Here is a 22,733-nt window from a genome sequence, read left to right as displayed (position 1 = left end):
CATTGAACAAATAAAAACCAAATATAATGAACCACAACACACAGCCAGAAATTGTTACTGAGGGCGATCCGTCGTCAGGGAAAAAGTATTTATTGCCGTTTATTCTAGTGGTGAGCCTGTTTTTTCTCTGGGGAATGGCACACAACCTGGATTCCATTTTAATTCCACATTTAAAAAAAGCTTGTAATCTGAATAACCGCCAATCAACTTTGATTGATACATCTGTCTTCTTCGCTTATTTTTTGATGGCCATTCCAGCCGGAATGATCTTGAAGAAATGGGGGTATAAAGCTACTATGATTTCCGGGCTATTCGCTTTTGCACTTGGCGCTTTTCTCTTTGTACCTGCTGCAAACAGCTTATCGTACATCACTTTTTTAATTGCGCTTTTTATTATTGGATGTGGCTTGACCATGCTCGAAACCTCGGCAAACCCTTATGCGGCAGTTTTGGGAGATCCTGCAAAGGCAACCAGCAGATTAAACTTGGCGGCCTCTTTCAATGGTCTGGCTGCGATGGTTGCACCACTTATTGGCGGTTTATTTATTCTTTCTGGAAAATCTCATACGAAAGAAGAACTGGCGGCAATGACAGAAGTTGGCCGAAACAATTACTTTTTGGAAGAAGCCGCATCAGTTAAAACACCATATATCACCTTAGGCATTATCCTATTGGTTATCGCTGCAATATTTTATTTTATCCATCTGCCTGAAATTAAAACGAAAAGTATTGATGGGGAAGCTAAAGGCAGCTTTTTTGGAGCTTTACGTCACAAACATTTGAGATGGGCAGTTGTTGCACAGTTTTTTTATGTTGGCGCACAAGTTTGTGTAACCAGCTTTTTTATCAGAATGGCTCAACAGGGCGGTGGTTTTGACGAAAAAACAGCAGCTTCATATTTAGCTGTTTATGGGTTTTTGTTTACAGCAGGTCGGTTTGCCGGTACTGCACTTCTGCAGTTTATTGCCTCAAACAAGTTGCTGGCTATTTACGCAATCGTATCCGTATTATTATGTCTGGTGGCCATATTGGGACAAGGATCTTACGTAGTATATGCGCTGGGTGCTATTGGTTTCTTTATGTCAATTATGTTTCCTACCATTTTTGCGCTCGGTATTGATGGGATTGGGGAAGATACAAAACCAGGCTCATCATGGCTGATTATGTCGATTGTTGGCGGCGCTATCCTCCCATTCGGAATGGGTACTTTAATAGATATGTATGGAGATAATATCCAGATCGGCTATAGCATTCCATTGGTTTGTTTTGTAGTAGTTCTTTATTTCGGGTTAAAAGGCTATAAAATTGCCCATAAATAATGACGGATTTTAAATATCTCAGGGTTTTCATTTTTACTTTGCTGATCAGTTCTATCTTGTCACATAGCGTTTTCGCGCAACAAAACGAAAATGCAAAACCCTGGGTATTCTGGTATTGGGTTAAGGGGGCGGCTTCCAAAACAGGGATTACTGCCGATCTGGAAGCCATGAAAGCTAACGGGATTGGAGGGGCTTACCTCATGACCATTCAAGGTCCAGATAAAACACCTTTTTACCATCCTCCTGCAGTTCAGCTCAGTTCCGAATGGTGGAAACTGGTAGAATTTGCAATGACTGAAGCTAAACGGCTGGATCTCAAACTGGGCATGCACGTAAGTGATGGTTTTGCCCTTGCCGGCGGCCCATGGATTACGCCTGATTTGTCCATGCAAAAGGTAGTCTGGACAAAAACCAATATCACCAATGGAGCCTCCGCAATAAAATTAGCCCAACCTGAAACAAAGGAAAACTATTATCTGGATATTGCCGTTTATGCCTTTCCCTCACCAACCGGCCAGGGCATTTCCACCAGAACTGTAATTCCTAAAATCACGGCAAGTAATGGCGCCGATGCAGGTGGTTTGATTCAACCTGGAAATAAGAAAAACTTCGGGGCCGCAGAGCCATGCTATATTCAGTATGAATTTGAGAAACCTTTCACCTGCAGAACAATAACCATCAAAGTAAGCGGCAACAATTATCAGGCGCAACGCCTGGCGATGGAGACCAGTGACGATGGCATAAACTTTCATCCGGCAGGGCGTTTAGAGGCGCCGCGTCATGGCTGGCAGGATACGGATGAGGATGTAACGCATTCCATCTCTCCATTAACCGCTCGCTTTTTCAGGTTTATCTATGATAAAAGAGGTTCAGAACCCGGTGCGGAAGATTTAGATGCGGCCAAATGGAAGCCCTCCTTAAAACTCGTCAATCTGGAACTATCGTCTGAAGCCAGCATCAATCAGTTTGAAGGTAAGAATGGTTCCGTATGGCGGATCAGTAAAAGAAGTACCGGGGAGCAAATTGCTAAAAATCTGTGTGTCCCTTTAAATAAAATCATTAACCTTTCAGGGAAGTTGAAACCTGATGGTACATTAAACTGGAAAGCGCCAAAAGGAAACTGGACAATACTGAGAATCGGGCACACATCCACAGGTCATACCAATGCGACCGCTGGTGGCGGAATGGGGTTAGAGTGTGACAAATTTAATCCGGAGGCAGTAAAGTTGCAGTTCGATAACTGGTATGGGGAAGCATTAAAGCACGGCGGTCCGGAAATTGCGAAAAAGGTGTTGAGTGTTTTCCATGTGGATAGCTGGGAATGTGGCAGCCAGAATTGGTCACCCTTATTTAAAACTGAATTTTTAAAACGCAGGGGTTATGATTTAACACCCTATTTACCGGTGATGACTGGCCTGCCTGTTGAAAGTGCCCAGGTTTCTGAGAACTTTCTATATGATGTGCGGAAAACAATAGCTGAACTGGTAGTAGATCAGTTTTACAAAACACTGGCCATACTGGCTAAACAAAAAGGAGTCACCTTTACAGCAGAAAGTATCGCGCCGACAATGATGAGCGATGGTTTATTACATTACAAAACCGTCGATGTGCCCATGGGCGAATTCTGGTTGAACAGCCCTACGCATGATAAACCGAATGATATGCTTGATGCGATTTCAGGCGGACATATCTACGGTAAGAATATTATCCAGGCTGAGGCATTTACAACAGTAAGAATGGACTGGAACGAAAGCCCTGCAAACATGAAAACCCTGCAGGACAGGAATTATGCGTTGGGTGTAAACAGAATGGTTTACCACGTTTTTGTTCAAAACCCGGATACCAGTTTAAAACCTGGGGTAACCCTTGATGGCGTAGGCTTATACTTTCAACGTGATCAAACCTGGTGGAAGATGGGAAAAGCCTGGGTAGATTATGCCGAAAGGACACAGGAATTGCTGCAGCAGGGTAAACCAGTCGTTGATATAGCCGTTTTTACGGGCGAAGATTTTCCCCGTCGTTCGGTTTTGCCCGATAGGCTGGTGGAAACTTTACCCGGGATTTTTGGAAATGAGGTAGTCGAAAAAGAAAAGAAACGTTTGGCTAATGTGGGAGAGCCGCTCCGTCAGATTCCGGCAGGGGTAACTCACTCCGCAAATATGGCCGATCCTCAAAACTGGGTAAATCCCTTGAGGGGCTATGCCTATGATAGCTTTAATCCCGACGTATTGGCTTCGGCGACGGTAAAAAATGGCAATGTAGTTTTTGAAAGCGGAGCCAGCTATAAAATTCTGGTATTTCCCGGGGCCATGAAAATGAATCCGGATAGCCGCTACATGAGCTATGAAATCCTGAAGAAACTTTCAGAGTTGATTAAAGAAGGGGCGAAGGTGGTTGTTTCAGAAAAACCGCTCTATCAAAATGGAATTAACCAAGAGCGTCAGACTGAATTTGATAAGCTAGCCGCTGAAATCTGGGATGGCAATTTTGAGTCGTATAAAAGCAATGGCCATCCGCTTTATCAGAAGAAATTAGGTGCCGGAAGGGTTTTCCAGGCACCCTTTTATGCAGAAACTTTTGATGCATTAGGTTTGGAAAGGGATATTGATGTTCAGGATAAAGGAGATGTTAAGCAGGGCGATGCCTATGCAAAAGGTGTCGGCTATTCGCATAGAATAGATGGAAAAAAGAATATTTATTTCATTTCCAACCAGGAGGATAAGATGCGCAGCCTTCAGCTCAACTTCAGAAATACCGGAAATTCAGCTCAGATCTATGATCCGGTAAACAATACATGGTCAGCCCCCCTTGCGGTTAACCGTGGGGTTTCCGGAACCAATGTAGACTTAACCCTGTATCCAAATCAATCAGTTTTCATCATACTGGATACAACTTTTGTTCGTCCTCAAAATACGGGGCAGCAATTTAATACTGCTAAAGAAAACAATTTCAAATCCATTCAGGACATTTCAACATCCTGGGACGTGAAATTCGACCCCGCATACGGAGGTCCTTCGAAACCTGTCCCGTTTAAACAATTAACAGATTGGACAAAACATCCGGATAGCACAGTTAAATTCTACTCGGGCACGGCAACTTATACCCGAAACTTTACCTATAGCGGCAATACCAAAAATACATGGGTAGATTTAGGGGATTTTTCCAGCATGGCAAATGTACAGATCAATGGTATATCCTGCGGCACCTTGTGGACGCCACCTTACCGGCTGGACATCAGTAAAGCAATCAAAAAAGGAAAAAATATTATTACAGTAGAGGTTGTAAATACCTGGGCCAACCGCTTAACCGGCGATAGTAAGCTGCCCGAAAATATAAGAATTACAAAAACAACTGCCCCCTTCCGTCTGGAAGGTAAACCTTTAAATCCTGCGGGATTGTTAGGTCCGGTAGTGATACAAGTGGAGGAGAAATAAGATATGCGCGCATTCAACATTTATTTAACAATTGCCCTGGCTACCCTTTCGCTTTTTGCAAAGGCGCAGGATAAAGCCTTGGTGAACAATTCAAAATCACCTTACGCCAAATTGCACAGCATTAATATGACTGATGTGAGCTGGACAAAAGGCTTTTGGGCCGATCGTTTTAAGGTCGCTACTGAAACCATGGTACCCAATATGTGGGCAATTTACAATGATCCTAAAATCAGCCATGCCTTCAAAAACTTCGAAATCGCTGCCGGACTTGATACAGGGTCACATGCAGGACCCTCGTTCCATGATGGTGATTTCTATAAAACGCTGGAAGCTGTGGCTGTACTTTATGCGTCAACGAAAAATCCAAAACTTAGCGACATGATGGATCAGGCCATTGTGGTGATTGGAAAATCGCAACGTGAAGATGGCTATATCTACACCAAAGCGATGATTGAACAGCGAAAAACGGGTTCTAAAAATCAGTTCCAGGACCGGCTAAGCTTTGAGTCTTACAATATTGGCCACCTGATGACTGCAGGCTGCATCCATTACCGCGCTACCGGCAAAACCACTTTGCTCAACATTGCTAAAAAGGCAACCGATTATCTGTACAATTTCTATAAATCTGCATCACCAACACTAGCCAGAAATGCCATTTGCCCCTCGCATTATATGGGGGTAGTGGAAATGTACCGCACCACTAAAGATCCCCGCTATCTTGAACTCGCGAACCACCTGATTGCGATCAAAGGAAAAATTGATGATGGCACTGACGATAACCAGGACAGGATACCCTTTCTTCAGCAAACCAAAGCCATGGGGCATGCGGTACGGGCGAACTACCTCTACGCCGGCGTAGCCGATCTGTATGCCGAAACGGGTAAAGATTCGCTGCTGAATACGTTAAACCTCATGTGGGATGATGTAAATCAGCATAAAATGTACATCACTGGTGGCTGTGGTTCGCTGTATGACGGAACATCTCCTGATGGAACTTCATACAACCCTGCTGATGTTCAGAAAATTCACCAGGCTTTTGGCCGCGATTATCAGTTGCCGAATTTTACTGCACACAACGAAACCTGCGCCAATATTGGTAACCTGCTATGGAACTGGCGCATGCTTCAGATTACCGGGGATGCCAAATACGCAGATGTCATGGAGCTTGCGTTACACAATAGCGTTTTATCGGGAATCAGCCTGGATGGTAAAAACTTTTTGTACACCAATCCACTTGCACAATCAGATGACTTACCCTTTAAACAACGCTGGAGTAAGGACAGGGTTCCCTACATTGCTTTATCAAACTGCTGCCCGCCGAACGTGGTACGAACCATTGCAGAGGTAAGTGATTACGCGTATAGCGTCTCTGATAAGGGACTGTGGTTTAATCTATATGGCGGCAATAATCTGAGCACTAAGCTCGCAGACGGAACCGGGGTTACGCTTGCCCAGGAAACCAACTATCCCTGGGATGGGCGGATCAGGATCAGCCTAAAGGAAACAGCAGCTAAATCCTATTCTGTGTTTCTAAGGATCCCATCATGGACCCACGACGCACAAATCAGCATTAATGGAAAATTAGCGCAAATCAAAGTCAACCCCGGAAGCTATGCGGAAATAAACCGGTTGTGGAAAAAAGGTGATGTAATCGAACTGAATCTGCCTATGGATGCAACGTTGATAGAGGCGAATCCACTGGTAGAGGAAAACCGGAATCAGATTGCCGTAAAACGCGGACCAATAGTATATTGCCTGGAATCGACTGATTTGCCCGGAAAAAGTATTTTCAATGCCTTTGTACCCACTTCAACCAGGTTCGAAGCTAAACCGATTCATATTGATGGTGCTGAAATGATGAGCCTGGTTGGACAGGCCAAAATAGTAGCGCCAAACAATTGGAAAAACATATTGTACAGGCCTGTTGATAACAAGAATGTAACACAGGAAATAAAACTGATACCTTATTTTGCATGGGGAAACCGTGGCCATTCAGAAATGTCAGTATGGTTGCCGGTGAGTAGATAGATAAAGAAGATAAAAATGAAACTAAAACTGATAATACTTTTAAACATTGCCTGCTGCGTTATCGCATCCGCAACCATAAAACCGGCATCAATCTTTACCGATCACATGGTTTTACAGCAGCAAAGTAATGTTGCCATTTGGGGTTGGGCAAAGCCATCCAACAAGGTAAAAATTACCACGTCCTGGAACAAAGAAAGCTATACGGTAACATCCGGACAGGATGGGAAATGGAAAGTTAAAGTGTCTACTCCTGTAGCTGGCGGCCCCTATAACATGGAATTCAACGATGGAGAAAAACTCGTTTTAACGGATATATTGATTGGAGAGGTATGGTTCTGTAGCGGGCAGTCTAACATGGAAATGCCCCTTAAAGGCTTTAAAGGGCAGCCTATTATAGGCTCTAATGAAGCAATACTGAAGTCTGCTAATCAGAATATCCGGCTGTATACCGTTCCGCGGTCTTCAATTACTGAACGTCAGGAGAACAGTAAACCTGCACAATGGAAAGCAGCAGCGCCGGAAACCGTTTCAAATTTCAGTGCAACCGCCTGGTACTTTGCAAGGCTGCTGAGCGAAATGCTAAATGTGCCCATCGGCGTAATCAACGACAGCTATGGCGGTTCAACCATTGAAGCCTGGATGTCGCCAGAAGACTTAAAACCTTATTCGGAGATTAAAATTCCATCAAAGGGCGATAGCATCAAAGAGGTAAGCAGAACACCTACAACGCTTTATAACGGCATGCTTTTTCCGGTTATCGGCTACGGCATTAAAGGTGCCATCTGGTACCAGGGCGAATCTAACTATGAACGTCCCGATCGGTATGAAGATTTGTTTCCGGCAATGGTTTCTTCATGGCGCAAAAACTGGGACAATGGCGAATTCCCTTTTTATTATGCGCAGATTGCCCCTTACAATTATGCACAGTTGCCACCAAACCATATTGGAGGTAAATTTAATTCCGCGTTTTTAAGGGATGCACAACGGAAATCATTAGCAAAAATTCCGAACTCCGGAATGGCCGTTCTCCTTGATATCGGTGAAGAAAAATCAATACATCCGGCTAATAAAAAGCAAGGAGGGGAACGTCTGGCATACCTCGCCCTGGCACAAACCTATGGCATAAAAGGCTTTGGCGCCTACAGTCCAACCTACGAATCATTAAGTATTGATAAAAATAAAGCGGTAATTAAGTTTCAGAATGTACCCAATGGCTTAACTTCATTCGGAAAAGAATTAAACTTATTTGAAGTGGCAGGATCGGACAAGAAATTTTATCCTGCAAAAGCGGTAATCAATGGCAGCAGCATAAGCGTTTCAGCAGAGCAGGTGAAAATACCGGTTGCTGTTCGTTATGCATTTAAAGATTTTGTTACCGGCGACTTATTTGGAAATGATGGTTTACCTGTTTCCTCTTTCCGTACTGATGATTGGGATAACTAATATGTTTTTAATCGCACAGAGAAAAGGATTACAACGTATGTTCACTGGGAACTTAAGTTCTCCTGGAAGACATCTGTGGAGACTGAACCTTCACCTTTTCTTCGTGTTATTTTTGTCCTGTTGGTTCATGCAAAGGGCGACCGCCCAGGAAAACCTGACCTGGACATCTGAAAGCAAAAACGCATCAGAATCGATGCCTGTTGGTGGTGGCGATATCGGTTTAAATCTTTGGGTAGAAAAAGGTGATGTTTACCTCTATCTTGCTAAAAGCGGCACTTTCGATGAAAACAATACGCTACTGAAGCTCGGGCGCATCAAACTCAGGTTGAGTCCCAACCCCTTTGAGGGGCAAACGTTCAAGCAGGAGCTGATCCTCAAAGATGGTTATGCACGCATCGAGGCTGCAAATCGTAATCTGAATGCGCAAATTAGCGTATGGGCAGATGTTTTCAATCCGGTCGTTCATCTGGATATCAAAGCGAATAAAAAGATTACTGCCTTAGCCAGTTACGAAAGCTGGCGATACGAAGACAGGGTAACCAAAGGCAAGGAAAATAATCAGAATTCATACAAATGGGCGCCTCAGGGCGAAGTGAAAACTTTTAAAGATCAAATTGGTTTCAAGGATAATGCTGTTCAGTTCTACCATCAAAACAAGGCTCAAACTGTTTTTGATGTTGCGGTAAAACAACAGGGACTGGAAGATAGAAAATCAGAATTATACAATCCGCTAAAAAATGTGATTTTTGGCGGATTGCTCAAGGGCGATAACATGATTCCGGCAGGAATTGATAGCGGGCGATATTTAAATACACCATACAAATCCTGGAAGCTAAAAAGCAATAAGCCTGCAAAGGCTGTAAATCTAACCATCGCTCTAAATACCTTAACCACTGAATCCTTTCAGGAATGGGAGAGGAGTATAACTGAAACCAATACTGAAAACAATCAAACTGCCAGCAAAAACTGGTGGAACGAGTACTGGGAAAAGAGCTTCATTTATATCAATGCCAAAAACGATGAGGCCAACCAAACGGGCAGAAATTATCAGCTGTTCCGATATATGCTTGGCTGTAATGCCTTTGGAAAATACCCGACTAAATTTAATGGGGGCTTATTTACTTTTGACCCTCAGTTAACTGATACGACCCTAAAATACACACCTGATTTCAGGAATTGGGGTGGAGGTACCCATACTGCGCAGAACCAGCGGCTGGTGTACTGGCCGATGCTGAAAAGCGGTGACGGCGACCTCATGAAACCACAGTTCGATTTCTATCTCAATTTATTGAAGAATGCAGAGATCAGAACGCAAGCTGCATGGGGGCACCAGGGTGCAAGTTTTACCGAGCAGTTAGAGAATTTTGGTTTACCAAATCCCGCCGAATATGGCTGGAAACGTCCCACTGGTTTTAATAAAGGTATGGAATACAATGCCTGGCTGGAATACGAATGGGATACGGTACTGGAATTCTGCCTGATGATTCTGGAAACGGAAAAATACAGCGGTGCCCGAATCGAAAAGTATTTGCCGCTAATTGAAAGTTCACTTCGCTTTTTTAAGGAACATTATACTTTTCTGGCTAAAGAGAGAGGCGCCAAAACGCTGGATGCAAATGGTCATCTGGTTCTGTATCCGGGTTCGGGAGCGGAAACGTATAAAATGGCCTATAATTCGACCTCAACCGTTGCTGCTTTGAAAACGGTTCTGCAAAGTTTGCTTGCCCATCCTGGCTTGTCTGATCAACAAAAAACATACTGGGAAGAAATGCTGAAAACCATTCCTGCGATCACTTTTCGCGAGATTAATGGTCATAAAACAATTGCTCCTGCAAAACTCTGGGAACGAATCAACAATACCGAAAGCCCGCAGTTGTATCCGGTTTATCCCTGGGGAATATATGGGATTGGTAAAGCTGGTTTGGACACCGCAATCAACACCTTCAGGTATGATCCTGATGTACTGAAATTCCGCAGTTATATAGGCTGGAAGCAGGATAATATTTTCGCAGCAAGACTCGGTTTGACTGATGATGCTGCAAAGTTAACCGCGGCCAAACTAAAAGATTCAGGAAGAAGGTTTCCGGCTTTTTGGGGGCCGGGATTTGATTGGGCACCAGATCATAACTGGGGTGGATCTGGAATGATCGGTTTACAGGAAATGCTGATGCAGGTTGATGGGAAGCATATTTATTTGTTTCCGGCCTGGCCAAAAGATTGGGACGTTCACTTCAAACTTCACGCGCCTTATCAAACAACGGTAGAAGGAACCTTAAAAAATGGAAAATTAATAGATTTGAAGGTATTACCAGAATCAAGAAAAGCAGATATAAAAATAATGATCGAATGAGTGGGTTTGAATGATTGAGTAGTAATTTACTCCTTCTATTAATCCCTCATTCACTAATTAAAAAACTATGGATTTACAGTTAAAAGAAAAAGTGATTATCATTACCGGTGCCGCAAAAGGTATTGGTCGCAGCATTGCAGACGTATTCGCGAAAGAAAATGCAATCGCGGTAATTGTTGGCAGAAAAGCAGAAGATAACCAGAAAGTGGTTGACGCAATTGCAGGGCAAGGTGGTCAGGCTGCTCAGTTCGTAGCCGAATTATCAAACCCCGAAGATTGTGAAAAAGTAGTTGCAGAGATTGTGGCTAAGTTCGGACGCATTGACGGCCTGGTGAACAATGCGGGTGTAAATGATGGCGTTGGCCTGGAAAATGGAAACTATAAGGATTTTATGGCCTCATTGCACAAAAATGTGGTTCACTACTACCTGATGGCTCATCACGCCTTGCCGGAATTAATAAAAAGCAAGGGTGCAATTGTAAACATTACTTCTAAAACGGCTGAAACAGGGCAGGGAAATACCTCAGCCTATGCTGCTGCAAATGGAGGTAGAAACGCCTTAACACGCGAATGGGCAGTGGAGTTGCTGAAATATGGTATTCGTGTAAATGCAGTTGTGGTTGCCGAATGCTGGACACCTGCTTATGAAACCTGGATAGATACGTTACCGGATGCGCAGGCAAAACTCGACGAAATTACTGCTAAAATCCCATTGGAAAACAGAATGACCACTGCTGAGGAGATCGCCAATATGACAGCCTTTCTGATGTCTGAAAAATCAAGCCATACCACCGGCCAGATTATTCACGTTGACGGCGGGTATGTGCATTTAGACAGAGCTTTGGCAAATGCATAAAATTCACTCATTCAACACCCACTCATTAACATATGAAAACCCTTACCTGTACAACGCCCGGAACTTTCGAATATTCAGAAACAGAAAAACCTGAACTGAAAAAAGACCATGCCATCATAAAAATTAAACGAATCGGTATTTGTGGTACTGATTTACACGCTTTTGAAGGTACTCAGCCCTTTTTCAACTATCCGCGTGTTTTAGGTCACGAGCTTTCGGGAGAACTGGTAGAGGCTGATGGTGCCTCAGGTTTCAATATCGGAGAGGCCGTAACCTTTATTCCCTATTTCAATTGTGGCGAATGTATTGCATGCCGGATGAACAAACCCAATTGCTGTGTAAAAATGCAGGTTTGTGGTGTGCATGTAGACGGGGGGATGCGTGAATATTTACAGGTTCCATCGCGTACGCTTTTACACGGGGAAGGTTTGAGTTATGATGAACTGGCTCTGGTGGAGCCCCTGGCTATTGGTGCTCATGGTGTTCGCAGAGCTGATGTGCAACCCGGCGAATTTGTATTGGTTATCGGCGCAGGCCCGATTGGTTTGGGAACTATGGAATTTGCCCGCATTGCCGGAGGTAATGTGATTGCGTTCGATATTAACGACGACCGACTCGCCTTCTGTAAAGAAAAACTAGGTGTTGCGCATGTCATCAATGCGCTTTCTCCTGATGTGCTTCAGCAACTTAGCGACATTACCAATGGCGATATGCCAACAGTGGTTATCGACGCAACCGGAAATCAAAAGGCGATAAACAATGCAATAAATTACATGGCACATGGTGCAAGGTTCGTTTTAATTGGCCTGCAAAAAGGTGATCTGATTTTCAATCATCCCGAATTTCATAAACGTGAATCCACCTTGATGAGCAGCAGGAATGCTAATATTGAAGATTTTGAACATGTGATTAAATCAATGAAAGCTGGTTTGGTAAAACCAACCACTTACATTACCCATCAGGTTACCTTTGAAGAAGTTAAATCCGAGTTTGAAAGCTGGCTTGATCCGAAAAACGGAGTGATCAAAGCGATGGTGAGTATGCCCGATTAGTTTTATAAAATAAAAGCCGATAAATAAATTTATCGGCTTTAGGGTATTTGAGCGCGTATGTAATATTATTTGTAGAATACTTCGTTCCAATGCAATTCATTTCTGAACTGATTGATTTTGGTATCTGCACCGATATTGATGTATTCCAAACCTGCAATATTTGCAAAGTCTGATAAATGTTCTGTAGTTAAATTCTGACTATACGCCGTATGGTGCGCACCACCAGCATAAATCCATGCAGCACAACCGGTTTTCATATCTGGAAGTGGCTTCCATAGCACGCGGGCAACCGGCAGGTTTGGCAAGTCATGCTCAGCTTCTACTGCCGTTACTTCATTTACCAGTAAACGGAAACGATTTCCCATATCAATTAATGAAGCATTTAATGCATCGCCACTACCCACATTAAACACCAAACGTGCAGGATCAGCTTTACCACCAATACCTAAAGGATGTACCTCAAGGCTTGCTTTGCCCTGAGCTAGTGAAGCATCAACTTCGAGCATGTGCGATCCCAAAACCATCGAATTTGAAGGGTCGAAGTGGTAAGTATAATCTTCCATAAAAGCATTTCCACCAGGTAAACCAGCACCCATTACTTTACATGCACGTACTAAAGCAGCTGTTTTCCAGTCGCCTTCACCAGCAAAACCATAGCCATCGGCCATTAATCTTTGTGCCGCAATTCCAGGTAATTGAATCATGCCATGCAGATCTTCAAAAGTATCTGAGAAGCCTTTAAAGCCACCATCTTCCAGGAATTTTCTTAAACCTAATTCGATTTTTGCCGCATCGTAAACCGATTGATGTCTGGCACCACCAGCTTTTAAATCATCAGCCATATCGTAGCTTTCTTCATATTCGTGTAGTAAACCCTGAATTGATTCCTCACTAATGCCATTGATTACGGCAACCAGGTCACCGATGCCATAAGTATTTACCGAGAAACCAAACTTCATTTCTGCTTCTACTTTATCACCATCTGTAACGGCTACGAAACGCATATTATCGCCAAAACGAACAAATTTTGCTCCTTGCCAGTCGTTCCATCCAGCTGCGGCCCTCGCCCAGGTATCAATTTGTTTTGCTACCTCTTCATCCTGCCAGTGGCCCACCACTACTTTGCGGTCTTTGCGCATACGCGAAACGATGAATCCAAACTCACGGTCGCCATGGGCACTCTGGTTCAGGTTCATGAAATCCATGTCAATCGTGTTCCATGGAATATCGCGGTTGAATTGAGTATGCAGGTGCAGTAAAGGTTTCTGTAATACATTCAATCCTCTGATCCACATTTTAGCAGGAGAGAATGTATGCATCCAGGTCATTACCCCGATGCAGTTTTTATCGGTGTTAGCTTGCTGTAAGGTCTCAAAAATCTCCTCAGTAGTTTTTACGATGGGTTTATATACTACCGATACCGAGATGCTGCCATTCTGGTTTAATGAATCAGCAACCTGCTGCGCGTGATCAGCCACTTGTTTTAAGGTTTCTTCCCCGTACAAATGTTGCGTACCAGTAATAAACCAAACTTCTAATTTTTTTAAATCAATCATTTTTTATTTGTTTAATTGCTTAACTTCTTATTTGTTATTGTCCGTAATAGGCTCCGGCACCATGTTTACGCTCATAATGCTTTTGAACCAATGATTCCTTCAGCTTTGGTGCCTGCGGATTGATCTGCTCCGTTAACAAAGCCATCTGCGCCACTGCTTCCAGAACGGCACTGTTGTAAACGGCTTTTTCAGCGGTCTTACCCCAGGTAAAAGGGGCATGGTTGCCTACTAAAATCATTTCAACCTCTTTGTAACTCAAACCCAGGCTTTCAAAATGATTCATGATCTGGAAGCCGGTTTCATATTCATAGTTTCCTTTAATCATAGCATCCTCCATAGGTGGTGCGCAAGGAATATCAACTGTTAAATGGTCTGCATGAGTGGTTCCGAAAATAGGAATTGCTCTTTGCGCCTGCGCCCAGGCCGTACCGTAGGTAGAGTGCGTATGCACAACACCGCCAATATCTTCCCAGTGCTTGTATAATACTGCATGGGTTTTTGTGTCGGATGATGGACGTAAATCGCCTTCAACCGAGATGCCCTCAAAATCAACAATCACCATTTTCTCCGGTGATAAATTTTCATAAGGTACACCACTGGGTTTGATGGCAAAAACACCTTTAGCGCGGTCGGCCGCACTTACGTTACCAAAAGTGAAAAGCACCAGGCCTAGTTTGGGTAACTGCATATTGGCCAGGTAGGCCTGTTCTTTTATATCCTGATAGTTGCTCATGATAGATAAGGTTTAACGTCTTTCTTGTTGTAGCGCTCCAGGTAACGGCCTAAACCAAGGTATTGCTGATAATGCATTCTGTACATTTTCTGCTTTTTAATATTTGGTTTGTATTCCTTCTCAAATCCTGTTCCCATTGCTGCCATAGCCTCTTCAATTGTTGGGTAAATACCCGCTGCAACTGCGGCAAACATAGCGGCACCTAAAGCACAGGTGTGTTCAAAACGGTGTATCCTAATGGGCATTTCTAAAACATCCGACATCATTTGCATGATATAGGCTGATTTTTTAGCTACACCACCAATACCAATAATTCCTTTTACCGGAACGCCCTGTTCTTTAAAGCGGTCTACAATAGCTTTGGCTCCAAAACAGGTTGCTGCCGCCAGTGCACGGAAAAAACGAGGGGCATCGGTGCCTAATCCTAAACCGGTAATCGCACCTTTAAGTTCCTGGTTGGCGTCTGGCGTTCTCCTGCCGTTCAGCCAATCAATGGCCAGCTCGGCATAGTCTTCATCTTCCAGCGCTTCCGCCTGTTTACTAAGGTTAGCAATGATTATGCTTTCCAGTTCATCCTTTAAAGCCATGGCTGTTGCCTCATCAATGAGATTTGATTCGGTAAGTAAATGATTTAAAGGCCAGCTGATCAGATTTTTAAACCAGGCATACACATCACCAAAAGCAGATTGCCCTGCTTCTAAACCCGCCATACCCGGAATAACCGATCCATTTACCTGTCCACAAATGCCGCTGATTAGTTTTCCATGTAAATCCTGATTAGGGGCAACAAGAATATCACAGGTACTGGTGCCCATTACTTTACTCAGGTAATATGGCTCAATCTGACCGCCAACGGCACCCATGTGGGCATCGAAAGCGCCAACACCGATTACAACATCAGTAGATAAGCCAAGTTTATCAGCCCATTCTTCACTCAAAGTGCCCGCAGAAACATCTGAAGTATAAGTATCTGCAAATAATTTATCCCTAAAACCAGCTAAAAGCGGGTCAAGGCTGCTAAAGAAATCCTCCGGAGGTAATCCGTTAAATTCCTCTGCCCAAAGTGCTTTGTGCCCGGCCGCACAACGACTGCGTTTCATTGCTGCTACATCTTTGCCGCCACAAAGCAGAAAAGGTATCCAGTCGCAATGCTCCACCCACGATTGTGCTCCTGCTTTTATAGATGAATCTATTCTTAAAATCCGCAGTAGTTTAGACCAGAACCATTCTGATGAATAGATTCCACCAACATACTTCAGATAATTCGTTTTAAATTTGGTCGCATGCTCATTGATTTCTGCGGCTTCCTTTACTGCGGTATGGTCTTTCCAAAGTACAAACATGGCATTTGGATTTTCCTCAAAGCCCGGAGTTAACGCAAGAGGAGTACCTGAAGCATCAACCGCAACAGGACTTGATCCCGTGGTATCGACTGAGATTCCTTTAACCGAGGCTGCAATTTCTGATCCGCCGGCCTTTGCTAAACAATCTTTTATGGTATGGGTCAATCCTTCAATATAATCTAAGGGATGTTGTCTGAATTGATTGATGGATGGTTTACAATATAGCCCTTTCTGCCATCTTGGATAAAGGAAAACGGAAGAGGAGATCTCTTTGCCGTCGGTAGTGTCAACCAAAACAGATCGCACTGAATCCGTTCCGTAATCGATACCAATTACATAGTTTGCTTTGCTCATAACAGTAAATAATCGTCTAATTAACGTTTATTTATCCGAAATGCAAAATTTATATAAAAATTTTAATCCACAGATGTTTAAAGAACTCAAACAGCCCGGTGAAATTTTTCGTGGTCACAAAAAAAAGCCACGTCTTAAAACGTGGCTTCTCAAAATATCAGTTTAAACCCGGTTATACTTTCTTTGGAGGCAAATCAAATGCAATAGCTTCATGCTCGAAATGACCTTTATGTGCACCATCGCAAAATGGTTTGTTTTGTGATAAACCACAACGGCAAATCGATAATACATCTCTTCCTTGTAAACCGTAAGTGTTTCCGTTTTTATCTACAATTTCGAAATCCCCCTCGATTTTTACCGACCCGTTGTTATTGATTGTAAGTTTTGTTTTTGACATTATGTTTTGTTTGTATGAAGCAAAATTAAGCCTTAAAAATTACATATTGATCCTTTGATTGTAGTTTAGAAACGTTCTCAATCTCGCATCTCCTCTCTACAAGCTCAACCTCAGATATCCCCAATTTCAGTTCTTTCAAACATTTTGGCTGAAATCGCATTTATCCTATAGGAAAAATTATACAGGATGAGTCGTTTCGAAAATAAAGTAGCCCTAATTACAGGTAGCAGTCAGGGCATTGGTGCAGCATGCGCATTGAGATTAGCTAAAGATGGCTGTGACATCGTATTGAACGGCCATAAATTTGATGAAAGGGGAGAAAAGCTTATTGCTAAAATAAACGAGATGGGACGTAAGGCGGCATTTGTAGTAGCAGATTTAAGTCAGGCAAATGAGGCTATCCGTATGGTTGAAGAGGCTGTAAATCAATTTGGCAGGCTCGATATTCTGGTTAACAATGCCGGTGTGGAAAAGAATGCGGATTTCTGGGAAGTTACTGAAGAGGATTACGATCTGGTCATGAACACCAATCTTAAAGGTGTATTCTTCGGCATTCAGTCTTTTGTAAAGTATTGCAGGAAGAACAGTGTTGAAGGAGCGGTGATCAATATGAGTTCGGTACACGAGGAAACAGTATTCCCGCATTTCGCAGCTTATTGCGCAAGCAAAGGTGGCTTAAAAATGCTTACCCGAAACCTGGCAACTGAACTTGCCCCTTTCAATATCAGGGTAAATAATGTTGCGCCGGGAGCTGTTTCTACGCCAATTAACCAGGACTTGCTAAACAATAAAGAGGAATTGGAACGAGTGATCAGCAATATCCCTTTACGCAGAATGGGCAGAGTAGAAGACGTGGCCGGTGTTGTTGCATTTCTGGCTTCAGATGATGCTGCATATGTAACCGGCTCTACCTACTTTGTAGATGGTGGATTAACATATCATTATGAAGAACAGTAGCTTTTTGAGTTATTATTTTACGGAAATCTTGGGATAGGTTTTCCAACCTTAACTTCCAGGATTGCGGTACCATTAAGGCACAGCAACCTAATACAGCTAGCGGTATCCTAGTGGTTTGCTAGTGGTCTGGTAGTGGTCTGCTAGCCATAAACCACTAGAAAACCACTTTCAGATTGGTAATAAGGCCTTTTTTGAGCGGTAAATGCCTGCCGCATAGCAAATCCGTCACTTTATCTGTCCTCATCCAACAAGTTTCGAAGAATTATTGCTTTTTTAATGCAGTTGATCAGATGCTATTGGCAAGTCCTGATTTTCTAAGAATTCTCCTGAATAGCAGAAATTCTATGGTGGTTATGAGTAGGTAAGCGATAGGAAAATAGACCAGATTGGTCAACACACTTGCGTGGGCAGCCTGGTAATCAGTTACCAAAACAGGGGACAGGTAAGTGACCAGCGCAAGTGCCGGTCCCGGGAAGCTTAATAGTGATAAATAGAAATTGTTCCTGATTTTGCTGTTCAGATTCAGGAAAAAGGTGAGCGATGAAATCAGCATTAATATGAGGTATATAAACGAGATACCTAAATTCAATATCAACTCTAAAATGTCCCAGAATTTTTCGAACAGATTTTGTTGTGACGATGGTGTTTGATCGATCAAAACCCTGAACGCGAGAAACAATAATATACTGATCACTAAATTAATCAGCCAGAACTTAACTATTATTTTATTCATTGCCCTCTATCATTTTTAAATATCCCTTATTGATGCGTGTATAATATTAAAGAAAATATACCCTTTGATCAATTTTTTAATTTTCCCCCACTCTGTTCTATCCTATCAAAATGGCAAAGAACCATATCATTATGATAGGGTAGGATAACTGTTCATTTTTTTGAAATAATAATTATAGGCTTTTAAGTATCCCAACGCTGATGTTTTGGTATTTTTTTTTACCCGGGCATCTGAATTGTAATGCTGGTACCATGAAATTTAAAGATCATGGATAACCAGATTATTTTTATCCGTATCGCCGACGAATGCGATACGAAGTACGTTGACGAAATTATTGAGGAGACCTATCTCAGTGCGATTGCCAGGAAAACCGGAATTGCGAGGCGGACCTTTGCTGCAGTAGCTGAAAAGATAGCCGCTGGCAAAGCAGTAATAGCGGTTACCAGTGGTGGAGAATGGGTAGGTTTTTCCTATTTTGAAACCTGGGAAGACGACCGGTTTGTTTCCAATTCCGGACTTATCGTAGCGCCGCGATTCAGGAATTCAGGTGTTGCAGCAGCTATTAAAAACAAGGTATTCAAACTTTCCCGACGATTGTATCCCAATGCAAAAATATTCAGTATCACTTCCGGTTCAGCAGTGATGCGCATGAATGCTAAACTTGGCTTCCTGCCAGTGGCCTTTTCCGAGATTACTCACGACTACCTTTTCTGGGAGGGTTGCAAATCATGTATAAATTATGATATCCTGGAGCGCAAAGGAAAGTGCAACTGTCTCTGTACAGCTATGCTTTTCGATCCGGCATATTCCCTTCATAATCCAACACCGGTTTCCCTGGAATCCGGGAAATACAAACAAACAACATTTTCAAATAACTAATAGCCACACAATGAATAATAACCGGATTAAAACAGCAGCGGGAGTTCCCGACCTGAATTCCCTTTACCAGCAATCTATTGATCTGCTTGCAAACCTGATTGCTACACCATCGTTTAGCGGAGCAGAAGATGCAACTGCAGAAATCATCACCTCATTTCTAAATGCCCGGGGTGTAAATACCATTAGAAAATACAATAACGTATGGTGTTACAACCGGCACCTGGATCTTTCAAAACCAACTATTCTATTAAACTCTCATCACGATACGGTTCGTGATAATAACCAATACACTATGGACCCTTTCCTTCCACAGGTGATAGATGACAAAATTTTTGGCCTGGGTAGTAATGATGCCGGAGGATCTCTGGTTGGTTTAATCGCTACTTTTCTTCATTACTATCCTATGGAGGGCCTGCCATTCAACTTATGCCTGGCCGCTACCGCAGAGGAGGAAACTTCAGGTGAGAATGGCATACGCAGCATTTTAAAAGATCTTAAGCCGATCGATTTTGCAATAGTGGGTGAACCAACCGGAATGCAAATGGCCATTGCGGAAAAAGGATCAATGGTGATCGACTGCAGTGCAAAAGGAAGAGCTGGCCACGCAGCAAGAGAAGAGGGCGACAATGCGATTTACCATGCGCTTAAAGATATTGAATGGTTTAAAACATATCAATTTCCAATCATGGATGGAGCGCCTGTGCCTGTCAAAATGAGCGTAACGGAGATTGGGGGCGGTATTCAGCATAATATTGTACCTGCAGAATGCCATTTTACGGTTGACATCCGTTTTGACCATAATTATACAGAGAAGGAAATTATCAATGCCATTATTAATCATACTTCCAGTTATTTCAAGATCCGCCCTAATGTATTAAAGCCATCTCATATCGATTTAACACATCCCATTGTGAGAGCCGGACTTTCATTAGGACGTACTACTTATTTCTCGCCTACCAGTTCAGATCAGGGCTGGCTGGATATGCCATCTGTAAAAATGGGACCGGGAAATTCTGCCCGGTCTCACACAGCCAATGAATATATTGGTATTGATGAGATTGAGGAGGGAATTAACATCTATATTAACATGTTAGCGTCTCTTCAGTTGCCTGAAGAGCAAACTGATCTAACGGGATTTCCAATTCCGGCGGTTTATCATGGCTAAAAGGCGGATGCCCTTTATTTTGAAGGATACGATAGCCCAGATACTCACCATTTCAAAATGGAAATCACCATACCAAAATGGAAGGGTTTTTTAACTGATTACTTTCCCCGGAATAAAGTATGTCAATTTATTTAACTGATTTATAATAAGTTATGTGGTGTATGTCTTTTATGGTACACCAATGGATTAAGCCCTGTAAAAAGCAACAAATTATGACCGTACTACTCTTAATCATCCTCCTGCTGCTCTGCGGCGCAAGTTACAAATCAATTGATTGGTTCGAAAAAATCTAATATCATGATCACATTATTCATCATCGCTGTAGCCGTATTCATCTATATGATTTACGTGCTGATTAAACCAGAAAAATTTTAGTCCTGCCTTCTTTAAAGGCATTAACAAATTAAAAAATGAACACTGAATTAACCGGCATTATTGCCACCTTCCTGCTTACACTGATCATCGCTATTCCACTTGGAAAGTACCTGGCCAAAGTGTTCGCAGGAGAAAAAGTCTGGACAGACTTTTTGAAACCCCTCGAATCTGGAATCTTTAAGCTTTCAGGAATTGACATCAGGGAACAAATGAACTGGAAACAGCAAATGAAAGCGCTGATGACCATTAACCTGTTATGGCTGGTCTATGGATTTTTCGTTCTGATTTTCCAGGATAAGCTTCCTTTTAATCCAGACGGAAATCCGGGTATGACGCCAGATCTGGCTTTTAATACCATTATCAGTTTTGTGGCCAATTGCAACCTGCAACATTACTCGGGAGAGAGTGGTGTAAGTTACCTGACCCAGCAGTTTGTGCTGATGTTTCTGCAGTTCGTAAGTGCCGCCACGGGTATAGCTGCTGCAGTAGTTTTATTTAAAGCTTTCAAAGATAAAACCTCCACCCAGCTGGGTAACTTCTGGGAGTTTTTCGTGAAATCAATTACCCGTTTGCTGTTGCCCCTGGCAATAGTTGTAGCTTTAATATTAACGTTTAACGGTACGCCTGCAAGTTATGATTCCAAGGATCAGTTCATATCCGTTCAGGGAGACACCGTGAATGTGTCCAGGGGCCCGGCAGCACAATTTATAGCCATTAAACATTTGGGAACAAACGGCGGCGGCTATTTTGGCGCCAACTCCGCACATCCATTTGAAAATCCAAACTACATCACCAATACAGTAGAAGTAGTTTCGCAAACCATTATCCCCCTGGCTATGTTGATTGCTTTTGGATATTTCATCCGCAGAAAGAAACTGGCATGGACAATTTTTGGCGTAATGACCATCGGACTTTTCATGCTGCTCGTACCTACTCTAAATTCAGAGCTCGGGGGGAATCCTGAACTGGCCAAAATGGGTATTTCACAGGCGAGTGGCGCAATGGAAGGGAAGGAAGTGCGTTTAGGGCCTGCCGCAACTGCCTATTGGAGCACACTAACCACCGTGATTTCTACCGGCTCGGTAAATGGTATGCACGATAGCACGATGCCTCTCACCGGACTATGGCAACTGCTCGCCATGATGATCAACTCATTTTATGGTGGATGCGGTGTAGGGTTGCTGAACTATTTTATTTACCTGATCGTAGCCGTATTCATATCTGGGCTGATGGTAGGTAGAACGCCTGAATTTCTTGGACACAAGGTGGAAGCAAGGGAAATAAAAATTGCCGCGATTATTACCTTGTTGAGCCCGTTTTTGATCCTTGCGGGTACCGCAATATCTAGTTTTGTATTTACGGACCATGGCGCAGCTGAATGGGCAGTTCAGCCTAAAAACTGGCTTAACAATCCCGGCTTTCACGGATTTTCTGAAATGCTTTATGAGGTAACCTCTTCCAATGCCAACAATGGTTCGGGTTTCGAGGGCCTTGGCGACAATAACGTATTCTGGAACGTGCTAACCGGTGTAATTATATTTCTAGGTCGCTTTCTTCCGATTATTGGCCCGGTAGCGATTGCAGGATTACTGGCAGCAAAGAAGTTTATTCCTGAGTCTGCTGGTACCCTTAAAACAGATACCAAAACCTTTGCCCTGATGACTTTTGCCGTTATCCTGGTACTCAATGCACTTTCATATTTCCCCGCCCTCGCCTTAGGTCCGTTGGCGGAATATTTTACCATGCTTAAATAGACATA

Annotated in this window: 17 protein-coding genes; 12 read left to right on the top strand and 5 right to left on the bottom strand. The window is 43.0% G+C overall.

Annotation, left to right across the window (positions count from 1 at the left end; all coding sequences use genetic code 11):
• Window positions 1–26 precede the first annotated feature (26 nt).
• From fucP to R2Q80_RS15980, 7 genes are all read left to right on the top strand, one after another.
• Entirely contained in the window at window positions 27–1,319 is a 1,293-nt protein-coding gene (gene fucP / locus R2Q80_RS16010) for an L-fucose:H+ symporter permease (protein ID WP_316800563.1), read from the top strand.
• A complete protein-coding gene (locus R2Q80_RS16005; RefSeq protein ID WP_316800562.1) occupies window positions 1,319–4,753 on the top strand; it encodes a glycosyl hydrolase in 3,435 nt (1,144 codons plus the stop codon). Before fucP ends, R2Q80_RS16005 begins: the two co-directional genes overlap by 1 nt.
• A 3-nt stretch (window positions 4,754–4,756) precedes the next feature.
• The gene (locus R2Q80_RS16000) at window positions 4,757–6,781 is read left to right on the top strand and encodes a glycoside hydrolase family 127 protein (RefSeq protein ID WP_316800561.1); all 2,025 of its coding nucleotides are present in this window, start codon (window positions 4,757–4,759) and stop codon (window positions 6,779–6,781) included.
• A 15-nt stretch (window positions 6,782–6,796) separates the two neighbouring features.
• The gene (locus tag R2Q80_RS15995) at window positions 6,797–8,224 is read left to right on the top strand and encodes a sialate O-acetylesterase (RefSeq protein ID WP_316800560.1); all 1,428 of its coding nucleotides are present in this window, start codon (window positions 6,797–6,799) and stop codon (window positions 8,222–8,224) included.
• Between the two features lie 127 nt (window positions 8,225–8,351).
• Window positions 8,352–10,574 carry a DUF5703 domain-containing protein gene (locus R2Q80_RS15990; protein WP_316800559.1) on the top strand — a complete coding sequence of 741 codons (2,223 nt, stop codon included), beginning with the start codon at window positions 8,352–8,354 and terminating at the stop codon, window positions 10,572–10,574.
• Window positions 10,575–10,641: 67 nt separating this feature from the next.
• The gene (locus tag R2Q80_RS15985; RefSeq protein ID WP_316800558.1) at window positions 10,642–11,430 is read left to right on the top strand and encodes an SDR family oxidoreductase; all 789 of its coding nucleotides are present in this window, start codon (window positions 10,642–10,644) and stop codon (window positions 11,428–11,430) included.
• 32 nt (window positions 11,431–11,462) lie between these two features.
• Window positions 11,463–12,482, top strand: a complete 1,020-nt coding sequence (locus tag R2Q80_RS15980; protein WP_316800557.1) for a zinc-binding alcohol dehydrogenase family protein — start codon at window positions 11,463–11,465, stop codon at window positions 12,480–12,482.
• A 65-nt stretch (window positions 12,483–12,547) separates the two neighbouring features.
• On the opposite strand, the gene araA is transcribed toward R2Q80_RS15980, so the two are convergent.
• From araA to R2Q80_RS15960, 4 genes are all read right to left on the bottom strand, one after another.
• Window positions 12,548–14,038, bottom strand: coding sequence for an L-arabinose isomerase (araA, locus tag R2Q80_RS15975; protein ID WP_316800556.1), 1,491 nt, complete (start codon window positions 14,036–14,038; stop codon window positions 12,548–12,550).
• Window positions 14,039–14,072: 34 nt separating this feature from the next.
• Complete coding sequence (locus R2Q80_RS15970; protein ID WP_316800555.1) at window positions 14,073–14,771, bottom strand: L-ribulose-5-phosphate 4-epimerase; 699 nt, start codon at window positions 14,769–14,771, stop codon at window positions 14,073–14,075.
• Complete coding sequence (locus R2Q80_RS15965; RefSeq protein ID WP_316800554.1) at window positions 14,768–16,468, bottom strand: ribulokinase; 1,701 nt, start codon at window positions 16,466–16,468, stop codon at window positions 14,768–14,770. Before R2Q80_RS15965 ends, R2Q80_RS15970 begins: the two co-directional genes overlap by 4 nt.
• Window positions 16,469–16,640: 172 nt before the next feature.
• Window positions 16,641–16,865 (bottom strand): CDGSH iron-sulfur domain-containing protein, encoded by a 225-nt coding sequence (locus R2Q80_RS15960; RefSeq protein WP_047800666.1) that lies wholly within the window; start codon window positions 16,863–16,865, stop codon window positions 16,641–16,643.
• A gap of 186 nt (window positions 16,866–17,051) precedes the next feature.
• Between R2Q80_RS15960 and R2Q80_RS15955 the strand changes: the two genes are divergently transcribed.
• The gene (locus R2Q80_RS15955; protein WP_316800553.1) at window positions 17,052–17,822 is read left to right on the top strand and encodes a glucose 1-dehydrogenase; all 771 of its coding nucleotides are present in this window, start codon (window positions 17,052–17,054) and stop codon (window positions 17,820–17,822) included.
• 286 nt (window positions 17,823–18,108) lie between these two features.
• Here R2Q80_RS15955 and R2Q80_RS15950 read toward each other — a convergent pair whose 3' ends face one another.
• On the bottom strand, window positions 18,109–18,555 hold the full coding sequence (locus R2Q80_RS15950) for a hypothetical protein (protein ID WP_316800552.1): 447 nt from the start codon (window positions 18,553–18,555) through the stop codon (window positions 18,109–18,111).
• Window positions 18,556–18,822: 267 nt separating this feature from the next.
• On the opposite strand from R2Q80_RS15950, the gene R2Q80_RS15945 reads away from it, so the two are divergent.
• The 4 genes from R2Q80_RS15945 to kdpA all read left to right on the top strand — a co-directional run bounded on the left by R2Q80_RS15945 (window position 18,823) and on the right by kdpA (window position 22,728).
• Complete coding sequence (locus tag R2Q80_RS15945) at window positions 18,823–19,434, top strand: N-acetyltransferase (RefSeq protein ID WP_316800551.1); 612 nt, start codon at window positions 18,823–18,825, stop codon at window positions 19,432–19,434.
• A gap of 10 nt (window positions 19,435–19,444) precedes the next feature.
• Window positions 19,445–20,599: a M20/M25/M40 family metallo-hydrolase gene (locus tag R2Q80_RS15940; protein ID WP_316800550.1), complete on the top strand. Its 1,155-nt coding sequence runs from the start codon at window positions 19,445–19,447 to the stop codon at window positions 20,597–20,599.
• A gap of 297 nt (window positions 20,600–20,896) precedes the next feature.
• A complete protein-coding gene (gene kdpF / locus R2Q80_RS21930; protein ID WP_156166780.1) occupies window positions 20,897–20,974 on the top strand; it encodes a K(+)-transporting ATPase subunit F in 78 nt (25 codons plus the stop codon).
• 35 nt (window positions 20,975–21,009) lie between these two features.
• Entirely contained in the window at window positions 21,010–22,728 is a 1,719-nt protein-coding gene (gene kdpA, locus R2Q80_RS15935; RefSeq protein ID WP_047800663.1) for a potassium-transporting ATPase subunit KdpA, read from the top strand.
• Window positions 22,729–22,733 lie beyond the last annotated feature (5 nt).

Origin of the sequence: Pedobacter frigidisoli, from assembly GCF_032678525.1 — a bacterium.
Lineage (GTDB): Bacteria > Bacteroidota > Bacteroidia > Sphingobacteriales > Sphingobacteriaceae > Pedobacter > Pedobacter frigidisoli_A.
The sequence above is the reverse complement of the archived record's forward strand: the minus strand, read 5'-3'. Positions and strand labels throughout refer to the sequence as shown.

Excerpts from the sequence above, each read along its gene's own strand:
- fucP (WP_316800563.1), top strand. The coding sequence starts at position 27 with ATGAACCACAACACACAGCCAGAAATTGTTACTGAGGGCGATCCGTCG.
- R2Q80_RS16005 (WP_316800562.1), top strand. The coding sequence starts at position 1,319 with ATGACGGATTTTAAATATCTCAGGGTTTTCATTTTTACTTTGCTGATC.
- R2Q80_RS16000 (WP_316800561.1), top strand. The coding sequence starts at position 4,757 with ATGCGCGCATTCAACATTTATTTAACAATTGCCCTGGCTACCCTTTCG.
- R2Q80_RS15995 (WP_316800560.1), top strand. The coding sequence starts at position 6,797 with ATGAAACTAAAACTGATAATACTTTTAAACATTGCCTGCTGCGTTATC.
- R2Q80_RS15990 (WP_316800559.1), top strand. The coding sequence starts at position 8,352 with ATGCAAAGGGCGACCGCCCAGGAAAACCTGACCTGGACATCTGAAAGC.
- R2Q80_RS15985 (WP_316800558.1), top strand. The coding sequence starts at position 10,642 with ATGGATTTACAGTTAAAAGAAAAAGTGATTATCATTACCGGTGCCGCA.
- R2Q80_RS15980 (WP_316800557.1), top strand. The coding sequence starts at position 11,463 with ATGAAAACCCTTACCTGTACAACGCCCGGAACTTTCGAATATTCAGAA.
- araA (WP_316800556.1), bottom strand. The coding sequence starts at position 14,038 with ATGATTGATTTAAAAAAATTAGAAGTTTGGTTTATTACTGGTACGCAA.
- R2Q80_RS15970 (WP_316800555.1), bottom strand. The coding sequence starts at position 14,771 with ATGAGCAACTATCAGGATATAAAAGAACAGGCCTACCTGGCCAATATG.
- R2Q80_RS15965 (WP_316800554.1), bottom strand. The coding sequence starts at position 16,468 with ATGAGCAAAGCAAACTATGTAATTGGTATCGATTACGGAACGGATTCA.
- R2Q80_RS15960 (WP_047800666.1), bottom strand. The coding sequence starts at position 16,865 with ATGTCAAAAACAAAACTTACAATCAATAACAACGGGTCGGTAAAAATC.
- R2Q80_RS15955 (WP_316800553.1), top strand. The coding sequence starts at position 17,052 with ATGAGTCGTTTCGAAAATAAAGTAGCCCTAATTACAGGTAGCAGTCAG.
- R2Q80_RS15950 (WP_316800552.1), bottom strand. The coding sequence starts at position 18,555 with ATGAATAAAATAATAGTTAAGTTCTGGCTGATTAATTTAGTGATCAGT.
- R2Q80_RS15945 (WP_316800551.1), top strand. The coding sequence starts at position 18,823 with ATGGATAACCAGATTATTTTTATCCGTATCGCCGACGAATGCGATACG.
- R2Q80_RS15940 (WP_316800550.1), top strand. The coding sequence starts at position 19,445 with ATGAATAATAACCGGATTAAAACAGCAGCGGGAGTTCCCGACCTGAAT.
- kdpF (WP_156166780.1), top strand. The coding sequence starts at position 20,897 with ATGATCACATTATTCATCATCGCTGTAGCCGTATTCATCTATATGATT.
- kdpA (WP_047800663.1), top strand. The coding sequence starts at position 21,010 with ATGAACACTGAATTAACCGGCATTATTGCCACCTTCCTGCTTACACTG.